The following is an 18,884-nucleotide window of genomic DNA, read 5'->3' on the forward strand; positions in this document are numbered from 1 at the left end:
CATTAAACGCCGATAATGAAAATTGGCGTAGGATCGTCCCCATGCCCATTAAGACAAAAGCTCTGCAAAAGACCGCGCCCGATGCGCCTTTCAAGGTAGTAGATATCGAGCGCCGCGATCCTCGTGAAGACGACGTTGTCATCGATATTAAGGCCGCTGGCATCTGTCACTCCGATATCCACACCATTCGCAACGAGTGGGGAGAGGCCCACTTTCCGCTGACGGTGGGCCATGAAATCGCGGGCGTAGTTTCCGCAGTCGGAGATAAGGTCACCAAGTTTAAGGTCGGCGACCGTGTGGGCGTTGGCTGCCTCGTGAACTCCTGCGGCGAGTGCGAGCAGTGCCAGGCCGGAATGGAACAAAACTGCCTTAATGGTGGCGTCGGAACGTATAACTCTAAGGACGTGGACGGCACCATCACTCAAGGTGGTTACGCCCAGAAAGTCGTGGTTAATGAGAACTTCGTCCTGAACATCCCTGACTCCCTTAACTTCGACGTCGCGGCACCTTTGCTGTGCGCAGGTATTACTACGTATTCGCCGCTGGCTCGCTGGAACGTGCAGGAAGGCGACAAGGTCGCGATTGTGGGCCTTGGTGGTTTGGGCCACATGGGCGTCCAGATTGCTGTAGCCAAGGGTGCTGACGTAACTGTTCTTTCTCGTACCTCCCGAAAGGAGAAGGAAGCAAAGGAACTTGGTGCGGCTCGCATTCTTGCGACGAATGAAGAGGAAGACTTCTTCAAGAACCATCGCGGCGAGTTCGACTTCATCCTGTCTACGATTTCTGCCCAATACGACCTAGAGGCTTATCTGGGGTTGCTGAAGCCACGCGGCATCATGTCCGTTGTTGGCTTGCCGCCAGAGGCGCTGTCGCTGCGTATGAACCGCATCATTGGCGGCGGCAAGGTGCTCACCGGTAACAACATCGGCGGCATTGCGGAAACCCAGGAGATGCTGGATTTCTGTGCCGAACACGGCTTTGGCGCAGTGATTGAAAAGGTCAGCGTCGACGAGGTCGATGCGGCGTATGACCGCGTGGTCGCGGGTGGTGTGAAGTTCCGGTTCGTTATCGATACGGAGACCTTCCCGGCCTAGGAGCCGGGCCTTGGTGCATTCCCCACGGGATGAGGTACGTCACGCTTTTTATGGAAGCGGCGTAATCTCACCCCGTTCTTTAACCTCATAACGTGCGGCTTTCCGTATCGTGGAAAGGGACTATCGTCTATCAAGTAAGGCAATGAGACACCCGTGTCTTTGAAAAATATCCTGTCCATTTCTTTGTCCTTTGTTGGCCTCCTCGTCGGTGCTGGTTTTGCCACTGGCCAGGAAGTCGTGCAGTACTTCACGTCCTTCGGCCTGTCCGGCGTGTGGGGAATTATTGTCGCCGGCATCGTTATGACGCTTGCGGGCACCGTGTTCCTTCAGCTGGGAAGCTACTTCCATGCTTCTGAGCACAATCAGGTCTTCCGCGAGGTAACTCACCCATTCATCTCGCGAGTCTTGGACGTGGCTGTCATTTTGACGCTCTTTGCCGTGGGCTTCGTGATGCTCGCCGGCGCGGGTTCCAACATGGAACAACAATTCGGCTGGCCTGCTTGGGTTGGTTCTTTGCTGATGCTGGTCATGGTGATTGCCGTGGGCATGATGGACGTCAGTAAGGTTTCCCAGGTGATTGGCTTGCTGACTCCGACCATCATCATCGCGGTCATCGGTGTTGGTATCTATACTGCGCTGAATATGCCGGCAGACCCGAGCGCGGCCATCGCAGCATCCGCAGAAATCGAGTCACCAATCTCTAACTGGCTGGTATCCGCGCTCAACTACAACGGTCTGGCTCTGATTCTGGCCGTGTCCATGTCCCTTGTTATTGGCGGCGACAACATTAGCCCGCGTGAGGCTGGCTGGGGCGGCGTCGTCGGCGGCGCTCTCTATTCGGTACTCATGGGCGTTGCCGGGTTTGCATTGCTCATGAACTCCGAGATGCTCGGGGACTCTGATATTCCGATGTTGACCTTGGTGGATTCCATTCACCCAGTGCTCGGCGTGATCATGGCGGTCATCATTTATCTGATGATCTTTAATACCGCGATCGGAATGTTCTACGCCCTGGGTAAGCGTCTTTCCTCCGGGCATGAAGCCCGCTACCGCATCATCTTTATTGTTGGTTGTGTTGCTGGTTTCGCGGTGTCCTTCGCCGGCTTTAAGACGCTGATGCAATACGTGTACCCGGTTCTTGGTTACATGGGCATTGTCCTAGTCTTCATCTTGGCGGTGGCGTGGCTCAAGTCGCTCGGCCAGATTAAGGATGAGGGCATACGTCGTGAGCGAATCCGCGCACTGCTGCACCTGAAGCTGCACCCGGACAAGGAATATGATGCGGAGCGCTTTGACGACGAGCTCGGCCAGCACATCGTTGACTCCAACATGGAGGATGAGGCGCTTTTCGACGACCTTGCTTACGAGGTCGCCGAGTCTCTCGACAGCGATGACGACGTTGATTTCGATAAGGAAGTGTGGGAGGAAAACCGCAATGATGCTTCCTTCTATACCGAGCGTGACGCTGTAGAAACAGATCGCACGGAGGAAGAGATCAAGGCCTGGATCGAAGAAACGGGCGCATCCGGAGACCCGGAGGAACCCGTTGAAGAAGCTACCGAAGGGGAAGAAGCCGCGAAATAGCTTAACTAGCCGCCAACGAAGATCTTGATGAGCTCGTTGACGCAGATATATACAAACGCCGCCGAGATAATGGCCATCAACGTGTTGACGAACCAACCGTTGCGCCACTCGCGCGGCGTGTGCCTTGTGTTGAGCAAGATCAATAGGGTGAGGCCGAGGAATGGCATGAAGAATGCGCCGAGGACACCGTAGGCAATAACGAGTGCCGTGGGCTTGCCCAGGAAGAGCAGCAGCATCGGTGGGAAGGTAAGCCACAAGACGAACCAGCGGTAGTACTTGCCACCCATCTGCGTATCGGGGTGTTCCTGGGGCAGCTTTTTGATGTGCCCGACGTAGTCGGCGAACATCATGGAAACGCCGTTCCACACGCCAAGAACGGAAGACAGCGCGGCGGCCCAGAATCCAATCAAGAAGACCGGTGCCATGAAGCTGCCATAGCGGTCACGGAGGACGTCAGCCAGATCAATCAGTCCCTTATCGCCCTTGGAAACAGCGATGTTGGCAGAGTAGAGCAAGTCGCCGCCGATGATGAGCATTGCAGCAACAAAGATGCCGGTGACCACGTAAGCCACGGTGTTGTCGAGGCGCATGACGCGCATCCACGGAGGGGAGTCCCAGCCTTTCTCATGCAGCCAGTAGCCATAAGCTGCAAGTGTGATTGTGCCACCCACACCACCGGCAAGAGAGAGCACATAAACGAATGAGCCCTCTGGCAGCGTTGGTACCAAGCCCTTGAGGATTTCTCCGATGTTGCTTAGCGATAGGCAGGCGATTCCCACCACGGTGAGGAACATGATGCCCACCAAGACGGCGATGGTCTTCTCGAACATTCGGTATTGGCCGGCCCAGGTTAATCCGAAGCCGATGAGGCCGGAGATGACGGCCCAGGCTACGAGTGGGACTTGCGGGATGAGCGCGTGGAGAGCCATGCCGGTGGCGCTCATGGCGGCGGCACCGTACACAAATCCCCAGATGATGATGTAAGGGGCGAAGTACCAGGAGGTCCATTTACCGAGGGATGACCAACCATGGAACATGGTGTTGCCGGTGGCCAGGGTGTAGCGCCCGACGCCCTCGACCAAGACGATCTTCATGATGGTGCCCGCGATGCAGGCCCAGAGAAGCGCGAAGCCGTACTTCTGACCGGCGATGAGCGTGGCGACCAAGTCACCAGAACCAACGCCGGTAGCGGCGGCGACGAGGCCAGGTCCGATTACTTTCCACTTCGGTACGTCCATATGCCCACTAGCGGGAGATGATGAGGATGCGGGGGTGCTCATGGGTGCGCCTTCCTGTAAATCAAAATGTTTTACAGGTCACAATAGAGTAGGGCCCGGCGCTCTGGTGTGGTTTTGGACACTCGACTTTGTGGCAGGGCGGCCTCGGCGCCGCTGAGTGCGACTAGTGAAGGTACGACTGGTGAAGGCGCGATTAGTGGAGCAGGAGCTTGGCTGTCAGCAGCATCATGACGCAGCCGATGGCGAAGTTGACGTAGCGCCAGGTAGTGGGCTTTGCCAGGACGTGGGACAGTTTGAAGGCGCCATAACCCACGGTGGGGAACCAGACTGCGCTCGCCATGATTGCGCCTGCAGCGAAGACCCAGCGTTGATCGCCGTAATGCTGGGCGATACCGCCGAGCATCACCAGGACGTCGACGTAGGCGAGTGGGTTGAGCCAGGTTAGAGCCATGGCGCCCATGACTGGCTTGACCCAGGTGCGCGACTTGGTGCGCTGCTTGGTCATGACGGTGGTGCCGCCGCCAAGCTCTGTTTCATTAGGTGCAGACGGGGGCGTGCTTGAAACGACGAGTGCTTCCTGTTCCTTTTTGAATGCATCCCGGAAACAGGTAAAGCCAAAGTAAATCAGGTAAGCCGCGCCGAGGTACTTCATGATGATCAGGCCGGTTGGGAACTTCTCAACGAGCACGCCCATGCCGCCTACGCCGGCGTTGATGAGGATGACGTCGCTAAGCAAGCAGGCAAGGATTATGGCACCGATGTGGTCGCGTTTGACGCCCATCTTGATGATGTAGGCATTTTGGGGGCCGATAGCGACGATGAGGGAGAGGCCAAGAAGGAAGCCTGCGAGCAAAACTGACATGCTTTTAGTGTGCCCACGCTGCAAACTGAAGTCCAGTTAAAGAAACTAAACCTGGATTAGAATAGCTTCATGAACCCAGTCCATTTGGAAACTTTGCTGGCCATTGTTGAGGAAGGCAGTTTTGAGGATGCCGCCGCTGTGTTAGGAATCACTCCTTCGGCGGTGAGCCAGCGTATCAAGGCACTCGAGCACAACACCGGTCGCGTGCTCTTGCATCGCGCCACCCCGGTCACTGCCACGGAGGCAGGAGAGATTCTTGTGCAATCTGCCCGGCGCATGGCGCTGGTGCAGGCGGAGACCGATGCACGCTTGCAGACGAGGCTTTCCCGTGTGCCCTTGACGGTTGCAGTGAACTCGGACTCCCTGGCCACCTGGTTCAAGGAGGTGGTGCGTGATGTCGCGACGCGCGGCGAGGTGGCCCTGCGTATCCGTATTGAGGACGAAGCTCGTACGTTGGCGATGCTGCGTAGGGGAGACGTGCTTGGTGCGATTACGCGCGAGCACACTCCCGTTTCAGGCTGTGAGTCGACGTACCTCGGCACCATGCGCTATTTCGCGGTGGCGGCGCCCTGGCTGGCGGAAGGCTTTGATAGTTGGGAGACGCTGCCGCTGGTGGGCTATGGTCCCAATGATCAGATTCTGGACGACGCCATGCGCGAGCGCTTTATCGATTCGCACGTCATTCGTGCCCGGGTTTCCCAGGTGCCCTCGTCGGAGGGCTACTTGGACGCGGTGCGCTACGGGCTGGGCTGGGGCTTGATCGCCGAACTCCAAGCGCGGCCGCTGTTGGACAACGGGGAACTGGTGCTTCTCGACGATAAGCCAATGGACGTTGAGCTCTATTGGCAGCGGTGGCGCTTGGAGTCGGAGGTTTTGGAGGAGTTAACGCAATCCGTGGTGGCTGCGTCGAGCGTCCTCCGCGGGCAGTAAGGAGACTCGCCTTTTAGTAGGTTGCAAACAGTGCCTGCTGGAAGCTCTCCGGGTTCTTGACCTCTTCACCTTTAGGCACTGGGCCAGGAAGGACGGTGCCTGCGGCGAAAGGCTGACTGCCGAAACGGTCACGGTCGTGGTCTTCCATGAGCCATTCCATGTTCGGGCCGACAGGAACGATCTTCGTCGGGTTAATCTCGGTGTGGACGATGAAGTAGTGTTCCTTGATTTCGGTGAAATCGGTGGTGTCTCCGAAACCTGGGATCTGGAAAAGCTCCTGCAGATAGCCACGGATATTTGGCATCTCAGCCATCTTGGTCCGTGAGCATTTGAAGTGGGAATAGTAGACCGGATCAAAGCGTATGAGGGTAACGAAGAGGCGGATGTCAGTTTCCGTGATGTGATTTCCGACCATGTAGCGCTGTTTGCCTAGGCGTTCCTCGACCCAATCAAGTGCCTCCCACAATTGGACGTAGGCAGCCTCGTAAGCCTCTTGGGAGCCGGCAAAGCCACAGCGGTATACGCCGTTGTTGATGTTGTGGAAGATGTAGTCGTTTATCTCTTCCATTTCAGACGCGTGCTCCTCGGGGTAGAGGTTTGGCGCACCTGGGGTTTGGAACTGGGACCATTCCTTGATGAAGTCACGGACGATGGAAGGGTAGTCGTTAGTGACAACGCGCTTGGAAGATTCCTCCACGATTGCTGGAACAGTGATGCCGCGTGGGTACTCGGGGAAGCGGTTGAAATAGGCATCCTGGAGACGAGGAATGCCCAGTACTGGATCCACCCCGCCCTCATCGAGGTCGAAAGTCCAGGAACGAATGTCGTGGGTTGGGCCGGCGAGGCCGAGTGAAATTGAGTTTTCCAAACCCATGAGGCGGCGGGTGATGACAGCACGGTGCGCCCATGGGCAAGCGCGGGCGGCAATGAGGCGGTAGCGATCTGCTTCCATTGGCCAAAGGAAGGTGCCGTCTTTTTGGGCGGTTACCTCGGAAACCTCGGAAGAGATGCGGTCCTCGATGTAGTTGGTGTCGCGGATGAACTCGCCGTCGGGCGAGGCATTCTTTGCGTCGCCCGCCCAGTCCTTATCGTTTGTGGCTGCCACAGTTCATTCCTTATGGGTTGATGCTTTGATTCTTAGAGCATTGAAAAATGCGGGTAGGTAGGTAAACCACCGATTTTGTTAACGTGTCAACAAAATATATTTTTGATGATACATACTCAAAGTTGCGATGGCAATATGGTTCCGGCCGCGCCCATTTCGGGGACTTAAAACACTTTGCGGCCGCGCCGCGCCGTGTGATGTGCACCATTAGCGCTGCGTGCTGCCCTAAGTTGGAAGTATGAGCGATAAGAATGTACCCGATAAAGCGACGAGCTTCGACGACGATCTCGATCTCCCGACCTATAGCCGCGACAAGGCCGCCGCAGATGCGGCTGCGGACAATGCCGACGCCGCTACCGAGGTCACTCCCGCGGCTGCACCAACGCGGTCCCGGCTATTCCAACGTTCGGGCCGAGCGGAGCCGCAGGAAATCAAGCCCAAAGAACCTAAAGTCCATGACTCGGAACCTGCTGAGACTGCATCTGTTGAGTCCGAGCCCACCGAGGTCTTCGCGTCTGCCTCAGAGGCTGACTCTACAGTGGCATCTCAGGCTGTTCAGGCTCCGGAGAACGGGCACAAGGAAGGCGAGGGGCTGTCCTTTGACTCTTCTCGCAAGCATTCGCAGGCCGCTCCAGTCGCCGCCCCTGCAGGTGAGCCTATAGCTGAAGATGCTGAACCGGCTGCGGAAACAAAACAGTTCGTTGCCCCGCGCGATGAGGAGCCCGCTGTTGCCGAGGATCGGGCAGAAGATTCCTCTTATGACGATGCTGACTTTGCTCCCACGGCTGTTGCCGCTGCGGCGCCAGCGGCAGCGACTACCGTTATGCCGGCCAGCGCCTCGGATGTTGACCTAGAGGCAGAGATAGAGGCAGAAAATTCGGATCGCCTCAAAGCGGAACAAGCCGAGCGTGAGGGATACCGCGAGTACGGCCGCCGCGGCACGATTGACTTCGGTCTTCTCTTTGTTCGTATTGCGTTGAGCGCTTATCTGCTTCTGGCTGGCGCAACGACCTTCTTTAAACTGGGCGGCGGCGAGGGGCTATCCGGCCTCGAGTCTGAGTTTGCCAACTATGCATTTGCGTCGCCGTTGGCCATTGCTGTGCCGGCTATGCAGCTGATCGCGGGTGCATTCCTCCTGCTGGGCCTAGTCACGCCGCTGGCTGCGATGGTCGGCCTTGTCGTCACCGGCTTTATGGCTCTTCATGAGCTGGCAGCTTCGGGCGCGGGACTCGATGTCTTTACTTGGCCAGAGTCTGTATGGCTGTCTTTGGTGCTTTTTGTCATCGCTATCGCGCTTCAGTTTACCGGCCCTGGCTTTATTTCTTTCGATGTCAAGCGCTCGTGGACCCGCCGTCCGCTGGCCACCTCTTGGATCTTCGTCATCATCGGTATCGCCGTGCTTGTCGCACTGTGGTGGTTCGGTGCGGGAGTTAATCCAATCGCTTAATCGCTCTGAATCCGCCTGCCAGAAAAATGGTGGGCGGATTCTCTTTCCCCCTTGCTTTCCAAGATGGAAAATAATATGTTTTCGAGTAGGGAAAGCAAGCGAATCATCGAGGAGTCATCGCCATGGACCAGAACATTCAAGAGTCTCTGAAGTTCAACGAGGAGGTAACGCATCGTGCAGAAAAGCCCCAAACTCTCGCCAACGCAGTTCTTTCCTTTGTCTTTCCCCTATGCTTGCTGGCGGTGGGGGTAGCGCCAGAGCAATGGGGATGGCCTGTATTTGCGGTGGTCATGGTCGTGGCTGTTGCCGCGTGCATTTTTTCTTGGAAGAAACGCTCCAAGACCCGCATGTCTTATCGCCAAGACCCACGCAAGGAACCTAAGCCGGACAAGAAATACTATGCCGGGATGGCAGTGCTGTTTGCGCCTGCTCTGCTTATGTGGGCTTTTGATGAAAAGATATGGCTTGGGATCGCCGCAGCTTTCATCTGGGGCTGCGCGATGTTTTGGGCGCTGCAAAGCGATGCGCTGGATCTAAACAAGAGGGCGAGCCGCAATGCGTGAGTCACTATCTGCTCTAAACCCCATCATCCAGCCACTTAACCGATTCAAGATCTGTGCGGCGCTCAGGGCTTTCGGGGCAGTCGAGGGCCAGCAGCGGAAGGAGATGCGTTTCGGTGCGCTGCGCGATGGAACGGGACTCACAGATGCGATGCTGTCGAAGCAGCTGAAAGTCTTGGAGGAGGCAGGCTTTGTTACCCGCTTCCGCGAGTACGGCTCAACGCGCGCCAAAGACACCGTCTGGGTCATGCTGACCGCAGAAGGAAAAAACGCGTTTGATTCTCACTTAGCGGCGCTGCGGGAAATCGCGGGCGACGCTGGTACATAGCGCAGGCAGTAGGCAAAAAGTGCTACTGCGATGAAGGTCAACCACACAAAGTCGTCCACGAGGAACTTCTGATAGAAGGGCTGGCCGTGCACGTCAATGGAGTCACCGAACCACCACTTTGGTGGCACCGTAATGACCATCGCGCCCCACGCTGCCATAACCGCTAGGAAGGAGCCTGCGACCCACGTGTTGTTGCGCCATGTCCATGCACGGTAGGTGAAGACCGGGATAACGAGTGCGAGCCAGACCCAGTGGTGAGACCAAGAGACTGGGGAAATCAGCAGCATGACTAGTGCGGTGACCAGCTGGGCGTCGATAAGCATGTTGCGTTTGAGCAATGCCAAGATGAGCAGCGAGCCTACGGCGACCACCGCAAGCGCCAGCACCAGCCAGATGATGTTGATGAGGGTTCCGTTGGCCTCCATCGACTCCGTGGAGGGGAACAGGCGCTGCACGACCGCCTTGAGTGAGCTGTTGGACTGGTAATCGGTGGCCACGCCGAAGTCGGCGCCCGAGCCCATGTCGAGCAGCTTTGAGGTAAAGAACTCTACGAATGCCTGCCAGCGAACCGCGGCGGCTGCCAGCGTAGCCGCGGCTGCAGTGCCGATAGCAATCAGGATCGGCTTAAGCTCCTTGCGCAGCAAGAAGTAGAGCAGCATTGCCAGGGGAGTGATCTTGATGGCTGCAGCGAGACCGATGAGGATGCCCTGCGGTAGCCAGCGCTTGCGCGGAACGAGATCTAAGATGACCAGGGCCATGATGACGATGTTGACCTGCGCAAAGCCGTTGTTGAGGCGAATTGGTTCGAAGGCCATCGTCAGAGCCCAAACCAGGGAAACCACCGGCAAGAGCCATGTGCGGTCCTTGAGCAATGCACGGAAAATGAAATAAAGGCAGGCGAGCACAAGCAGGTCCGACAACACGTTCATGATGTTGCCGGCCATGTCGTGGGTAATCCAGTCAGGCGCCGTGAGTGGCACCATCGCGAGCGCGCCGAATGGCGGGTAGATGAAGGGTAGCGCTATGTCGCCGGCCATCATGGGCTCCGAATACATGGAGCGGCCCTCGAGATAAGCCTTCACGCCTTCCCGGTAGATGACCATGTCGATGGGGAAGTCTGTCATGCGCACATGCAGGATCATTCCCACAGTTCCGCCAATGAGGCCGAACAGCGTTAGTGCCCATTTCAAAGTTGTATTCGCGGGTTTCATCGGATTCAACAATAGGACACTTTCGCCCATGCGCTGCGTAGGACGTGGCGCATGGGCGAAGTTAGTTCGAATAAGCAGCGGGAACGCTTAGTTCACGTGGCCATCTACCACGCGGACGGCACCGCGGTCAGCGGAGGTTGCCATGTTGGCATAAGCGCGCAGAGCCTTGGAGACAGGGCGGTTGCGCTCAACCGGGGTCCATGGCTTTTCGCGCTGCTCTTGCGCTTGGCGACGTCGCTTCAGCTCCGTCTCATCAACGTCCAAGGAGAGCTTGCGCTCGTGGATGTCAATGGAGATGGTGTCGCCGTTTTCAACCAAACCGATGAGGCCGCCGTGGGCTGCCTCAGGGGAGATGTGGCCGATGGATAGGCCGGAGGTGCCGCCGGAGAAGCGGCCGTCCGTGATGAGCGCGCAGGCCTTGCCCAGGCCCGAGCCTTTGAGGAAGGACGTCGGGTGGAGCATCTCCTGCATGCCTGGGCCGCCGGCCGGGCCCTCGTAACGGATGACGATGACATCGCCCGCCTGCACCTCGCGCTTCAAGATGATGGAGACGGCCTCTTCCTGGGACTCGACCACGCGGGCCGGGCCGGAGAACTTCCACAGCTCTTCCTCGACACCAGCAGCCTTGACGATGGCGCCGTTCGGTGCGAGGTTGCCGCGCAAGACCACGAGGCCGCCGTCGGAGGAGAAAGCGTGTTCTGCATCGTGGATGCAGCCATTGGCTTGGTCGGTATCCAGCGACTCCCAGCGGTTGGACTGGGAGAAAGGCTCGGTGGTGCGCACGCCGCCCGGTGCGGCGTAGAAGAGCTCGCGGGCCTTGTCTAGAGCCTTGTCGTTACGGATGTCCCAGTCGTCCAACCACTGTTCAGCGTTGTCGTAGAGCGCGGTGTGCACCTTCAGGTTGAGGTGGCCAGCGCGACGTAGCTCGCCAAGGATGGCGGGGATGCCGCCGGCACGGTGGACGTCCTCGATGTGGTAGGTGCCGTTAGGCGCGACCTTGGACAGGCACGGTACGCGGTAGGAGATCTCGTTGATGTCCTCCAAAGTGAAGTCCACCTCGCCCTCCTGCGCAGCGGCCAAGGTGTGGAGGATGGTGTTGGTGGAACCGCCCATGGCCATGTCGAGCGCCATGGCGTTGGTGAAGGCTTCCTTAGTGGCGATGCTGCGCGGGAGGACGGATTCGTGTTCCTCGCCGTAGTAGCGGCGGCACATGTCCACGATGGTGGAGCCGGCCTCTTCAAACAGCGCCTTGCGGGCTGTGTGCGTGGCCAGGGTGGTGCCGTTGCCCGGCAGTGCCAAGCCGAGTGCCTCGGTCAGGCAGTTCATGGAGTTGGCGGTGAACATGCCGGAGCATGAACCGCAGGTAGGGCAGGCAGACTGCTCGAGGGTGAGCAGATCCTCGTCAGAGACGTCGTCGCTTGCCGACGCCGTGATAGCGGTGATGAGGTCGGTCGGGGCCTTGGCGACGCCGTCGACTACGACGACCTTGCCTGCCTCCATGGGGCCGCCGGAGACGAAGATGGTGGGGATGTTCAGGCGCAGTGCTGCATTGAGCATGCCCGGGGTTATCTTGTCACAGTTGGAGATACACACCAGTGCGTCCGCGGTGTGGGCATTGACCATGTACTCGATGGAATCAGAGATGATTTCACGTGAAGGCAGGGAGTACAGCATGCCCTGGTGGCCCATGGCGATTCCGTCGTCGACAGCGATGGTGTTGAACTCCTTTGGGACGCCACCGGCTGCGCGGACCGCATCGGCCACGATGTCGCCCACATTTTTGAGGTGAACGTGGCCTGGCACAAACTGGGTGTAGGAGTTAGCAATCGCCACGATTGGCTTGCCGAATTCGTGCTCCTGGGTGCCGGTTGCGCGCCATAGGGCACGCGCACCAGATGCCTGGCGGCCAACGGTGGTTACTTTCGAGCGCAGCGGAAACATGGGGTGATAATCCTTTATCTCTATGGCGTGCTACTAGACGCTTACTGGTGGGCTGAGAAGGTCGTTAATGCTCAGCTTTGGGGGCTCGCTCGGGGTGTTTTTCGAGGTATTGGCTGTATTCTTCCTTGGACATGAGAACCTGCTGACCATCGCGGTGCACGATCACCACTTTCTCGTCGGCGGCGTCACGCCCGGCGGTTAGCGCATCGGGGATGCGGCCGCGGGAGGCGTCGGAAAGCCTTGGCAACGAATTGAAGGTGACGCCCGGAAGCGTGAACTGCTTTCCGGACTTCGTGCGGGCGAATGCTTTGGCACGCTGGAAACCAATGCCTGCGAAGTTGTCCCAAGAGATGTTTTGGGAACCCTTGAATGCGTAGCTGATTGCAATGCCCTTTTCGGAGACACGAGTGCGGGACTTCAATACCCACCAGATGCACAACACTGGAACGATGAGCAGCCAAGCCAGATACTTGGGAGCCCAACCGATGCTGAGCAGTGCGATGGCGGATAAAAGAATGATGCCCAAAATGTGGTCTCGAGCGGGCTTGAATTCCTCTGCCTGGGCGTGGGTGGCCCGGGCCTCCGAGGCGGGAGCGGAGTCGGCGTTCTGTGGGTGAGATGACGTCATAGGTGCTTATGCTAATTGACTTTGCCCCCTCCGTGTTAACCGCCCCACCTGTGCTATCTCGCAAAATGGAACGTCGCTCCCAAAAGTGGGGGTATTTCCAGTAGGCCGATATCTATATGTGTATAGTAATTCCCATGATCATTATTCGACTTCAGCTAGTAGTACCGGCGCGGCGTTTGCCGTAACGGGTTGCCGAATCAAACTTCAGCGACGTCGAAAAGCAAGCGCCCTCGCCAACTTCTTAGCGGAAGTTGAGACGGGGGCGTTGGCATTTTCTGGTCAGTTCAGCAAATGTGGCACCGCACCCAGGGTGTTTCATTAGCAAACGGACATCCCACCATCCCCGGGTTGTCACCCAAAGTAGATACAGCAATTCATCAACAAGGAGCTCATTCCCCGTGGCAGCTACACATCCGCCCACCCCGGCATCGGTGGCCTCTGCTAAGAAGCAGGGGGCCGAGATTATCACCGGCGCGCAAGCGATCGTCCGCACCCTAGAAGACCTAGGCACTGACCTAGTATTCGGCATTCCGGGCGGCGCAGTGCTGCCGCTCTATGATGCATTGCACCATTCCACCAAGCTGCGCCACGTGCTTACCCGCCACGAGCAGGGTGCGGGTCACGCCGCAGAAGGTTATGCCCAAGCCTCCGGCAAGGTGGGTGTGATGATTGCGACCTCCGGTCCAGGTGCAACCAACTTGGTTACGCCGCTTGCCGACGCCAACCTGGACTCCGTTCCTGTTGTGGCCATCACCGGCCAGGTGGGCACCAGCTTGCTGGGGACGGACGCCTTCCAGGAAGCGGACATCCGCGGCGTGACGATGCCGATTACCAAGCACAACTTCATCGTTACTGATCCGCAGGATATTCCCACCGCTATCGCCGCAGCCTTCCACCTGGCTTCGACTGGGCGCCCTGGTCCGGTGCTAGTCGATATCCCGAAGGACGTGCAGAACGCCACGCTCGAGTACGTATATCCGCCGCAGATTGACCTGCCAGGTTATAAGCCCACCACTACGCCGCACCCGCGTCAGATCACGCAGGCTGCAAAGTTGATAGCGGAGGCTGAGGCGCCTGTTCTCTACATTGGCGGCGGCGTCATCAAAGCGAATGCCTCTCGCGAGCTGGTGGAGTTTGCCGAGCTTTCTGGGATCCCGGTTGTCACCACCTTGATGGCGCTGGGTTCCTTCCCCGATTCGCACCCGCAGCACATGGGTATGCCGGGCATGCACGGTACGGTTCCGGCGGTGGCTGCGATGCAGCGCGCGGATCTGCTTATCGCCATTGGTGCACGTTTCGACGACCGTGTTACGGGCGATACCGAAACCTTCGCACCGAACGCACAGGTTATCCACGCGGACGTGGACCCGGCCGAAATTGGCAAGATCCGGGAGGTGGCCGTTCCAATCGTCGGTGATGCCTGCGAGGTGCTGCTGCAGTTGACCAAGGCTTTCCAGAATGATGCGAAGCTCAACCCACCGGCGATCGGGGAGTGGATGGCCTACCTGGAGGATCTAAAGAAGCGTTTCCCGCGGGGCTATGAGCCCACGCCGGACGGTTTGCTCAATCCGCAGTTCGTATTGGAAAAGCTCAGCTCCATCGTCGGTGCTGAGGCAATCTATTGTGCCGGTGTGGGCCAGCATCAGATGTGGTCTGCTCAGTTTATTGATTTTGAAAAGCCGCGGACCTGGATTAACTCCGGTGGTGCGGGCACGATGGGCTACGCGGTCCCCGCTGCGCTGGGTGCTAAGGCTGCTTGCCCGGATAGGGAAGTGTGGGCTATCGACGGCGATGGCTGCTTCCAGATGACCAACCAGGAGCTGACCACCGCGGCGGTGGAAGGCTTTCCATTCAAGGTGGCTGTTATTAATAACGGCAATTTGGGCATGGTGCGTCAGTGGCAGACACTTTTCTACGACCAGAACTACTCCAACACCAAGCTGCGTGAGCACGATGAGTATCTCCCGGACTTTGTGAAGCTCGCGGAGGCGCTGGGCTGTGAGTCGATTCGCGTCACCAAGGAAGAGGAAGTCGAGCCGGCCATCAAGCGGGCGCGCGAAATCAACGACCGTCCAGTGGTCATCGACTTCATCGTGGGGCAGGATGCTCAGGTATGGCCGATGATTGGTGGTGGCGCTTCCAATGAGGAGATCCAGTATGCATTGGGACTGCGACCACTATTTGATGAGAACGAGTCCGCTGCTGAGGATCCCGCAGAAATCCACGAGATGGTCGAGGAGGCCTAAGAATAATGGCAACGAATGAAATCACCCGCCACACCCTGTCCGTCTTGGTGCAAGACATCGAGGGCATCATCTCTCGCGTTGCGGGTATGTTTACCCGCCGCGGCTACAACCTGGTCTCGTTAGTTTCTGCGCGTACGGAAACGGAAGGCATCAACCGTCTTACCATCGTGGTCGATGCTTCCGATGTCGTCATTGAGCAAGTTACCAAACAGCTCAACAAGATCATTCCGGTTCTCAAAGTTGTGGAACTGAAAGAGGAATCCATCATCGCCCGCGCCATTATGCTGGTGAAGGTCTCTGCAGACAACACCAATCGTCCGCAGGTGGTTGATGCGGTCAACATCTTCCGCGCGCGCATTGTCGACGTCGCGCAAGAGTCCGTAGTTATTGAAGCCACTGGTACACCCGGCAAACTGCGGGCGCTGCTTGATGTCTTGGAGCCTTTTGGTATCCGTGAACTCGCCCAATCGGGGCACGTGGCGCTGGGGCGCGGACCAAAGACGATGGCTCCTTCGAAATAAATATCTCACATCGTGAACAAACCATCCCATTGTGTGGTACAACTATAGGTAGTTCACCGCACAGTAATATCTATGTAAGGAATACTGACATGGCAATCGAGACTTTCTACGACGCTGACGCAGACCTCTCCATCATTCAGGGCCGCAAGGTCGCCATCATTGGTTATGGCTCCCAAGGCCACGCACACGCACAGAACCTGCGCGATTCTGGTGTTGAGGTTGCAATTGGTCTGCGTGAGGGCTCCAAATCCCGCCCAAAGGCTGAGGAGGCCGGCTTTAAGGTTCTCACCAACGCTGAGGCGGCTAAGTGGGCAGACGTCATCATGTTGCTGGCTCCGGATACCTCCCAGGCACAGATCTTCTCCGAGGACATTGAGCCGAACCTGGAGGACGGCAACGCCCTGTTCTTCGGCCACGGCCTGAACATCCACTTCGGTCTCATCAAACCAGCAGAGAACATCACCATCGGTATGGTTGCTCCGAAGGGCCCAGGCCACCTGGTTCGCCGTCAGTTTGTTGACGGTAAGGGCGTTCCTTGTCTTATCGCTACCGAGCAGGACCCGAAGGGTGAGGGGCACGACCTTTCGCTGTCCTACGCTGCAGCAATCGGTGGCGCTCGTGCGGGTGTTATTCCGACCACCTTCAAGGACGAGACCGAGACCGACCTCTTCGGTGAGCAAGCTGTGCTCTGTGGTGGCCTCGAGTACCTGATGATGGCGGGATTTGAGACCCTGACCGAGGCTGGCTACGAGCCGGAGATGGCCTACTTTGAGGTGCTTCACGAGATGAAGCTCATCGTCGACCTCATCTGGGAGGGCGGCCTGGCCAACATGAACTACTCCATCTCTGATACCGCTGAGTTCGGCGGCTACGTTGCTGGCCCGCGCATTATTGACGATTCCGTTAAGGCTCGCATGAAGGACGTTCTCACTGACATTCAGGATGGCACCTTCGTCAAGCGCCTGGTTGCCAACGTTGAGGGCGGCAACAAGGAACTCGAGGATATGCGCGCTAAGGTTAACGCACACCCAATCGAGGACACCGGTGCCAAGCTGCGTGACCTCATGAGCTGGGTCAAAAACCCTTTGGACGCTACCGCCTAAGAATTCGCAGGTGAAAGCGTTAGACACCCTTTTTCAATAGGCGGGGATCCCGCAAAAATCCCGCAATAGATACGAAAGCGCCCCGGCGATTTGATTAGATTCAAGAGCCGGGGGCGCTACTGCTGTTCTGCTACTCGCCGACCGCCTGCAAAGCCGGACGGCCTGGCGATAGGTCTTTGCCCACATGGGCGCTAATCGCCGCCGTGATACGGTCCTGCGAACCTGAAAGCACATGCGCATACGTAGACAACAAAACATTGGGAGAATGCCCCATCACGTGGGCCACGTCCTGAAGGGGATGCGGACGAAATCTTGGAGGATTTCCCGTATGATTAATGTGCGATACACGGATGCCCAGCGGCTCAAGGCTTAGAGGTATTTGATAGAACATAATCTGCTACCGATTAAACCAGCAGGGGTTTCACATCAAACCTGAGCGCTTCAGAAAGTGGGTGGAAAGAGGAGCGTTAGCGACGCGAAAACAAGCGGATGGGGTTAACTTATATGAAGTAAACGAGGTTCACGATGTCTTGCGCATCAGAAACGGCTACAATCAAAAGCCCATAGAACCGTGACCGTCTAGCGAAAGGAGTAGTGATGTCAGATGGCACGCCGGAAGATGAACTTCCAGACGCGGAGTCGGAAGCTACTAGCGACGACGAACAGCGGGGAAAAGATTTACGGAGTGAGAACTCCGAGGCCCGAGACCCTGGTCGTGGAGGGCTGGAAAGACACCGGTCGAGCATTGACGAGTGCAATGCAACAGATCCCGATCTCGAGGTAATAACTCCAGACGAAGAACGCCAAATCACTTCGGCTGAGTTCCAAACGATGATAGCGACTCACACAGGGCCGCTACCATCAGTAAACGATTTCGCTGGGTATGACGATGTTCTTCCCGGTGCTGCGGATCGTATTGTCCAGATGGCCGAGAAATCAATTGATGCCTACCATCAAACTGCTTTGGCTGATGCAGAAATTCAAAAAGCAACTGCTCGTTCGATTGACAATCGAGGTTTAATTGAACGACGTCAGCAAGGGTTGTTTTCAGCGGTTGCCATCATCGCTCTTCTTGGCACGCTTATTATGGCTTGGTTCGACAAACCGGTCCCCAGCGTAGTGGCGCTAATTGTTACTGCTGCAAGTGCATACATGGCGTATCGCACGGGCAAAGAAGGTCTGCAGGTGAATCCAGTGCGACACGATGGGGAGAATGACGACTGAGTTTTGTCACGCTGTGTGATATAATCGACGCGACTATTTATATCCTGCCACCGGCGAGGGTGTCTGTCCGTTTGTGTACGGGGGTTGATTTACAAGTATGCGGCGAACCTGTTGGGGTAGGCCACGGATAGCTGATTGATTGCCTGCTTCCAGTTGCTGGTCTTGCTGCCTTCGATAGGTTGCTTGGCTGCAGCAGAAGCTTTGGCTCCTTCTTTAGCGCGGCGGGCAGGACGACGGTTCTCGATGTTACAGATCATCAACCACAGCGTCTTCACTGCCGCTGAATCCGACGGGAACTGAACTCGGTTTCGTGTTGTTTTTCGCAGCTGACTGTTCATCGATTCGATGGAATTGGTGGTGTAGATAACCTTCCTTGCCGCTGGCGGGAACTGCAGGAACGGAATGAACCTGTCCTACGCGTCGCGCCAGACTTTCACTGATTACGGATACTTCTGGCCAAGCTCGCTGGTCTCAAACTCATCGAGTGCACGTCGAGCTTCATTCTCGTTGACAGCGGTATAGATGCCTCGTAGTTGCTTCGAGATCTCTTTCCGGTCGCCGGAGGCTACCCACCTGTTAGCGGCACGAATCAGATGCACCACTCAGGTTTGGACCATGGAGTCCGGCCAGGTTGCCTGGATTGCTTCGGGAAAACCTTTCAGTCCGTCACAACAGACAATAAAAACATCGTTGACACCGCGGTTGGCGATTTCTGCGCATACCTGCGACCAGAATGCTGCACCTTCATTGGCAGCTACCCACAAGCCCAAGATGTGCTTGATGCCTTCCATGTCCACACCGACAGCCATGTAGACCGCCTTGTTGACGACGCGTCCGTTGTCACGGATTTTTACACGTAGGG

Annotated in this window: 16 protein-coding genes and 1 pseudogene; 10 read left to right on the top strand and 7 right to left on the bottom strand. The window is 57.2% G+C overall.

All coding sequences use genetic code 11. The features are described 5' to 3' along the window. The first annotated feature begins 41 nt into the window (after positions 1 to 41). The gene (locus HMPREF3153_RS06975; RefSeq protein WP_070420425.1) at positions 42 to 1,094 is read left to right on the top strand and encodes an NAD(P)-dependent alcohol dehydrogenase; all 1,053 of its coding nucleotides are present in this window, start codon (positions 42 to 44) and stop codon (positions 1,092 to 1,094) included. Between the two features lie 153 nt (positions 1,095 to 1,247). Continuing rightward, on the top strand, positions 1,248 to 2,678 hold the full coding sequence (locus HMPREF3153_RS06980; RefSeq protein WP_070420426.1) for a YkvI family membrane protein: 1,431 nt from the start codon (positions 1,248 to 1,250) through the stop codon (positions 2,676 to 2,678). Between the two features lie 5 nt (positions 2,679 to 2,683). Here the strand turns inward: HMPREF3153_RS06980 and HMPREF3153_RS06985 are convergent, their stop codons facing one another. Then, positions 2,684 to 3,958, bottom strand: a complete 1,275-nt coding sequence (locus tag HMPREF3153_RS06985) for an Nramp family divalent metal transporter (RefSeq protein ID WP_070420427.1) — start codon at positions 3,956 to 3,958, stop codon at positions 2,684 to 2,686. 151 nt (positions 3,959 to 4,109) lie between these two features. Continuing rightward, positions 4,110 to 4,778 carry a LysE/ArgO family amino acid transporter gene (locus HMPREF3153_RS06990; RefSeq protein WP_049160196.1) on the bottom strand — a complete coding sequence of 223 codons (669 nt, stop codon included), beginning with the start codon at positions 4,776 to 4,778 and terminating at the stop codon, positions 4,110 to 4,112. A gap of 69 nt (positions 4,779 to 4,847) precedes the next feature. Between HMPREF3153_RS06990 and HMPREF3153_RS06995 the strand changes: the two genes are divergently transcribed. After that, a complete protein-coding gene (locus HMPREF3153_RS06995) occupies positions 4,848 to 5,708 on the top strand; it encodes a LysR family transcriptional regulator ArgP (RefSeq protein WP_005532133.1) in 861 nt (286 codons plus the stop codon). Between the two features lie 13 nt (positions 5,709 to 5,721). Here HMPREF3153_RS06995 and HMPREF3153_RS07000 read toward each other — a convergent pair whose 3' ends face one another. Continuing rightward, the gene (locus HMPREF3153_RS07000) at positions 5,722 to 6,813 is read right to left on the bottom strand and encodes a glutathione S-transferase C-terminal domain-containing protein (RefSeq protein WP_070420428.1); all 1,092 of its coding nucleotides are present in this window, start codon (positions 6,811 to 6,813) and stop codon (positions 5,722 to 5,724) included. A 238-nt stretch (positions 6,814 to 7,051) separates the two neighbouring features. Here HMPREF3153_RS07000 and HMPREF3153_RS07005 point away from each other — a divergent pair, with 238 nt between their 5' ends. From HMPREF3153_RS07005 to HMPREF3153_RS07015, 3 genes are all read left to right on the top strand, one after another. Beyond that, positions 7,052 to 8,260 (top strand): DoxX family protein, encoded by a 1,209-nt coding sequence (locus HMPREF3153_RS07005; protein ID WP_070420429.1) that lies wholly within the window; start codon positions 7,052 to 7,054, stop codon positions 8,258 to 8,260. A gap of 122 nt (positions 8,261 to 8,382) precedes the next feature. Then, entirely contained in the window at positions 8,383 to 8,823 is a 441-nt protein-coding gene (locus HMPREF3153_RS07010) for a hypothetical protein (RefSeq protein WP_070420430.1), read from the top strand. Next, a complete protein-coding gene (locus tag HMPREF3153_RS07015; protein WP_049192183.1) occupies positions 8,816 to 9,148 on the top strand; it encodes a transcriptional regulator in 333 nt (110 codons plus the stop codon). The genes HMPREF3153_RS07010 and HMPREF3153_RS07015 overlap by 8 nt, the downstream gene beginning before the upstream one ends. Here HMPREF3153_RS07015 and HMPREF3153_RS07020 read toward each other — a convergent pair. From HMPREF3153_RS07020 to HMPREF3153_RS07030, 3 genes are all read right to left on the bottom strand, one after another. Then, positions 9,103 to 10,359 (bottom strand): glycosyltransferase family 87 protein, encoded by a 1,257-nt coding sequence (locus HMPREF3153_RS07020; protein ID WP_049192185.1) that lies wholly within the window; start codon positions 10,357 to 10,359, stop codon positions 9,103 to 9,105. The genes HMPREF3153_RS07015 and HMPREF3153_RS07020 overlap by 46 nt on opposite strands. An 87-nt stretch (positions 10,360 to 10,446) precedes the next feature. Further along, the gene (ilvD, locus tag HMPREF3153_RS07025; RefSeq protein WP_070420431.1) at positions 10,447 to 12,300 is read right to left on the bottom strand and encodes a dihydroxy-acid dehydratase; all 1,854 of its coding nucleotides are present in this window, start codon (positions 12,298 to 12,300) and stop codon (positions 10,447 to 10,449) included. Positions 12,301 to 12,364: 64 nt separating this feature from the next. Continuing rightward, entirely contained in the window at positions 12,365 to 12,928 is a 564-nt protein-coding gene (locus tag HMPREF3153_RS07030; RefSeq protein WP_005532144.1) for a PH domain-containing protein, read from the bottom strand. Between the two features lie 398 nt (positions 12,929 to 13,326). Between HMPREF3153_RS07030 and HMPREF3153_RS07035 the strand changes: the two genes are divergently transcribed. From HMPREF3153_RS07035 to HMPREF3153_RS12625, 4 genes are all read left to right on the top strand, one after another. Next, positions 13,327 to 15,174 (top strand): acetolactate synthase large subunit, encoded by a 1,848-nt coding sequence (locus HMPREF3153_RS07035; protein WP_046645576.1) that lies wholly within the window; start codon positions 13,327 to 13,329, stop codon positions 15,172 to 15,174. A 5-nt stretch (positions 15,175 to 15,179) separates the two neighbouring features. Beyond that, entirely contained in the window at positions 15,180 to 15,695 is a 516-nt protein-coding gene (gene ilvN, locus HMPREF3153_RS07040) for an acetolactate synthase small subunit (RefSeq protein ID WP_070420432.1), read from the top strand. Between the two features lie 89 nt (positions 15,696 to 15,784). Next, on the top strand, positions 15,785 to 16,798 hold the full coding sequence (gene ilvC, locus HMPREF3153_RS07045) for a ketol-acid reductoisomerase (RefSeq protein ID WP_005532148.1): 1,014 nt from the start codon (positions 15,785 to 15,787) through the stop codon (positions 16,796 to 16,798). A gap of 597 nt (positions 16,799 to 17,395) precedes the next feature. Then, positions 17,396 to 18,022, top strand: coding sequence for a DUF2335 domain-containing protein (locus tag HMPREF3153_RS12625; protein WP_052953141.1), 627 nt, complete (start codon positions 17,396 to 17,398; stop codon positions 18,020 to 18,022). Positions 18,023 to 18,111: 89 nt separating this feature from the next. Here HMPREF3153_RS12625 and HMPREF3153_RS12450 read toward each other — a convergent pair. After that, positions 18,112 to 18,884, bottom strand: a pseudogene (locus HMPREF3153_RS12450) (IS256 family transposase); the annotation flags it as partial.

The sequence above is a fragment of the Corynebacterium sp. HMSC06C06 genome (genome assembly GCF_001807295.1).
GTDB lineage: Bacteria > Actinomycetota > Actinomycetes > Mycobacteriales > Mycobacteriaceae > Corynebacterium > Corynebacterium striatum.